Annotated in this window: 4 protein-coding genes; 2 read left to right on the top strand and 2 right to left on the bottom strand. The window is 64.6% G+C overall.

The features are described from left to right. Window positions 1–17: 17 nt before the first annotated feature. Entirely contained in the window at window positions 18–980 is a 963-nt protein-coding gene (locus tag KH616_RS22110) for a LysR family transcriptional regulator (RefSeq protein ID WP_292251332.1), read from the bottom strand. 207 nt (window positions 981–1187) lie between these two features. Here KH616_RS22110 and KH616_RS22115 point away from each other — a divergent pair, with 207 nt between their 5' ends. Then, entirely contained in the window at window positions 1188–3377 is a 2190-nt protein-coding gene (locus KH616_RS22115) for an FUSC family protein (RefSeq protein ID WP_292251334.1), read from the top strand. 182 nt (window positions 3378–3559) lie between these two features. Here KH616_RS22115 and KH616_RS22120 read toward each other — a convergent pair whose 3' ends face one another. After that, window positions 3560–3757: an oxidoreductase-like domain-containing protein gene (locus KH616_RS22120; protein WP_292251337.1), complete on the bottom strand. Its 198-nt coding sequence runs from the start codon at window positions 3755–3757 to the stop codon at window positions 3560–3562. Window positions 3758–4024: 267 nt separating this feature from the next. On the opposite strand from KH616_RS22120, the gene KH616_RS22125 reads away from it, so the two are divergent. Beyond that, window positions 4025–4268, top strand: a 244-nt coding sequence (locus tag KH616_RS22125; protein ID WP_292251340.1) for a Rieske 2Fe-2S domain-containing protein, incomplete at its 3' end; no start/stop codon positions are given.

A 4268-nucleotide genomic window follows, 5' to 3' on the forward strand; every position in this document is an offset into this window, starting at 1 on the left:
ACCGAGCGCGCGCGCACTCAGCGCGTAGCCGCCCCGGCGCTCTGTGAACGCCGGTCGATCGCCGCGAGCATCTCGACATCGCGTGCCATCATCTCCGGCAGGTTCGCACGCAGGAATTCGACCCACGTGCGCACTTTCGCGTCGATGAAACGGCGCGACGCATACAGTGCGTAGATATTCATCTTCTGCAGAGTGTGCCCGGGCAGCACGCGCACGAGCGACCCGTCGCCCAGCGCATCGATCGCCGAATAGAGCGGCAGCATCCCGATCCCCATTCCGGCGCGGATCGCCAGCGCGAGCGATTCGGCCGTGTTGGTCTGCACCGGCCCGCTCACACGAATCTGTTCCACCCCGTCCGGCCCTTCGAGCAGCCATTCGTGCGTCGGAAACGCGGGCGTCTGCAGCGCCAGGCAAGCGTGCGCGTCAAGTTGCCGCGGATGCGCCGGCGCGCCGTGCGTGCGTAGATAATCCGGTGATGCGCAAAGAATGCTGAAGGTCGAGCCGAGCAAGTGCGACACGAGCTCCGAATCGGGCAGCGACGCCGCGGCGACAACCGCCATGTCGCTCGTCCCGTCGAACAGATCGGGCGTCCGCTGCGACAGCGACAGCTCGACCGACACATCCGGATAGTGCGCGTGATAGCGCGTCAGCGCGGGCAGCACGTAATGATGGCCGACGCTCGCGAAGCTGTGCATGCGCAGCACGCCGGCCGGCCGCTCGTGCGCGCAGCTCGCCTCTTCTTCCGCGCGGTCGACGTCGGCGAGGATCTGCACACAGCGCCGCAGATAGTTCTCGCCGGCCGGCGTCAACGCAAGGCGACGGGTCGAGCGATTCATCAGACGCGTTCTGAGCCGCGCCTCGAGCTCCGACACCGCGCGCGACATCGCGCCGGTCGTCGAATTCAGCGAATTTGCGGCCGCGGTGAAACTGCCCGTTTCGACGACGCGCGTGAAAACCCGCATGTTTTGAAGTGTATCCATCGCTGTCAACAACGTACCAAGAATGTGATATTTTCCTCCTCAAAATGAGATAGATTGTTACACTGCTCGCAACTATCGTTTCCCCGGCGCTGTGTTGATGCTCGCGCGCTACGCCCCTAAAATCGGCAGCCTGCTTACCTGTCGAACGGACATATTCGGGCACGCCTTGCGTCAAGGCCGGCCATCGTATCTCCCACTCTTTCTTCCATGAAGCCACAACCTGCGTTCGAGCAAAATTCTGTCGGCCCGCAACGATGGGAGCAAAAACTCGATCTGCTCTCCAAGCTGGCACGGCAATGGGCCACAAGCGACGGGATGATCTGGCTGCATATGCTGAAGACCGTAACGGCCGCGCTGATGGCGATGGGTATCGCCATGCGGCTCGAGATGTCTCAGCCGAAGATCGCGATGACCACCGTGTTCGTGCTGATGCAGCCGCTCAGCGGCATGGTGTTCGCGAAGAGCTTCTATCGTGTGGTCGGCACGGCGGTCGGCGTGGTCGCCGCATTGGTGCTTGCCAGCCTGTTCGCGCAACAGCCGGATCTCTACATGGCCGGCATCACGCTGTGGATCGGCGGCTGCGTCGCACTCGCCGTGCGCTACCGCAATTTCCGCTGGTACGGCTTTGTGCTTGCCGGCTATACGGCCGCTCTGGTCGGACTGCCGGTCGTGCTGACGCCGCTGACGCTGTTCCAGTTCGCGTTGACACGCGCCGGCGAAGTGGCGGTCGGTATTTTCTGCGCGGCCGCGGTGAGCGGGCTGATTCTGCCGCTGAGTTCCGCGAAGGCGCTGGTGCGCTCGCTGAAAGTGCGCCAGGAAAAATTTCTCGCATTCGCCTCTGCCTCGCTCGCCGGCAACATCGGGCGCGAAGAGTTCGAACGCGAGTTCGCTGCGCTCGTCGATGCGACCGTCTCCTTCGAGTCGAATCGGGCGTTCGCATCGTTCGAAGATCCGCATATCCGCGCGCGCAGCCGCCGTCTCGCACGACTCAATAGCGAATTCATGGATGCGTGCACGCGGCTGTATGCCATCCACCAACTGTTCAAGCGGCTGCGCGCGAACCATGCCGATGCCGTGCTGGCCGCCACGGCGCCGCATGTCGACGCACTCGCGCAACGGCTTGCCGACTTGCGCAACGACGACCCGACACGCGTGCCGCAGCGCATCAAGGATGCACTGGTCGAATTGCGCGCTTTCCACGACACGCTGCCCAAGGCTGCGCGCGAATCGCGCCGCGCCCTCGAGGAGCACGCGCCTGAAGGCCTGCTCGACTACGACACCGCGATGGAGCTGATGTATCGCTTCGCCGGCGAACTCCTTGCCTACGCGGACACCTACGCGTCGCTCGACAACGACACCCACGAGTTCGAGCGCTCGGTCACCCAGTACGAAGTGAAGACGAACCCGTATTTCATCGCTTTCACGTTCCTGCGTACGGTTGTCGCGGTCGGCGCGATGAGCGCCTTCTGGCTCGCGTCGGAATGGCCGAACGGCGCGCTCGCGGTGATCGGCACCGCGATGACATGCGCGCTGAGCTCGACGACGCCGCGCGCGTCGAAATTCGTGGCCCAGATGGCGATGGGCGCGATGTGCGCGACGGTCGCCGGCTATGTGCTGATGTGCTACGTGTACCCGCATATCGACGGCTTCCCGTTGCTGTGCGCCGTGCTCGTGCCGGTGCTGGGCATCGGGCCGTTCCTCGCGATGCGGCCGGGCAAGGCCGGCTTCGGCCTCGGCTATGCGGTGTTTTTCTGCCTGCTCGCGGGTCCGGACAACGTGATTGCCTATCTGCCCGATCTCGAGATCAACAACGGCATCGCGCTCGTCATCGCGATGCTCGGCTGCTCGGTTGTGTTCGCCGTCGTGTTTCCGATGCAGATGCCGTGGCTGACGAACCGGATCGGACGCGACCTGCGTCAGCAGGTCAACCTCGCGTGCACCGGCGAACTGCCCGGCCTCGGACAACGTTTCCAGTCGAGTACCCGCGATCTGATGGTGCAGTTGCGCGGACTGCTGTCCGAACGCACGGACCAGCAGCGCGACGTGCTGAGCTGGACACTGGCAACGCTCGAAGTCGGGCAGGCCGTCATCGACCTGCGCGACGATCTGCCCGCCATGCCGGCAGGCAAGCCGCCGCGGGACGAGCACTGGATCGAGGCGATCCATCTCGTGCTGCGCACGATGCCGCGCTTCTTCGACGATCCGACGCCGAACCATCACGCGCGTGCCCTGAAGTCGGTCAACCTCGCGCTCGATGCGGTCCGCCACGCGCTGGACGAATGGCACGCGATCCCCGAAGAGCGTCACCGGATTCAGCGTATTGCGAGCAGCCTGCACTTCATGCGCAGCGTGCTGCTCGACAAGGACACGCCGTTCAACCGCGGCCGCGACGCCTGACGCACGACATCGCATTTGTTCGGAATACCGAGAAGATTGAAACGCGTGCTGCCTGACTATCAGGCAGCACGCGTTGTCATATGGCGTTGCGGGCACGACTTCATCGGCGATGCCTCCGCAAGGCTGACGCAGGCAGCCCACTCAACACGTGTCATGCCCGGCACCGGCTCGGGCGTATCACGTCAATCCACCTTCTTTCGCTTCGCATGGCGCGCTTCCCATGCGGCAAGCTCGACCCGATAGCGCCCGAGCGCTTCCGCATACAGGTCGAACACGCAGGGCGAACAGCCACTATGGCAGCAGTCCTCCGGCGCGGGACGCGGCGGCGGCGTCGGCCGGGGATCGTCGAGCGGCCGATCCCGGGATGCAGTTTTAGGCACGGTTCCGTCCGTATGATGTGAACGCTTCAGTATAGGGGGCGCGCGGTTGCCGCGCCGACCGTTGCGCATGCATGCGTACGCGGTTCCCGGATGCGACGACGATCGCCGGCTGCTTCGATACGTCGCCCCCTGTGCCGCCGACAGGCACGCCGACGCACGCGCGCCGGCCCCAAGAATCGACGAACTTCGCGTAGACTGAGTCCAATACGCCGTTCGCCTGGAGCGACGGCCGAAGATCCAGTCCCGTCCAGCAAGGAGACGACAAGAATGCGTGCAGTACCTGTACTGGAAAGCAGTCCCGTTGACACGCCCGTGCGCGACCTGCGCCGCGTGCCGATTCACCCCGATCACTGGTATCCGCTGGCCTGGTCGCACGAGGTCAAACGCGGCAAGGCGCTCGGCGTGCATTTTGCCGGCGATCCGATCGTGCTGGTGCGAACCGAGTCCGGCGCGGTATTCGCGCTGGAAGACCGTTGCGCACACCGGCAGGTGCCGCTGCACGCGGGCGTCG

This window comes from Burkholderia sp. (genome assembly GCF_018375725.1).
In the GTDB taxonomy this organism is placed as follows: Bacteria; Pseudomonadota; Gammaproteobacteria; order Burkholderiales; family Burkholderiaceae; genus Burkholderia.

Coding starts and splice junctions, on each gene's coding strand:
- KH616_RS22110 (WP_292251332.1), bottom strand. CDS start 980: ATGGATACACTTCAAAACATGCGGGTTTTCACGCGCGTCGTCGAAACG.
- KH616_RS22115 (WP_292251334.1), top strand. CDS start 1,188: ATGAAGCCACAACCTGCGTTCGAGCAAAATTCTGTCGGCCCGCAACGA.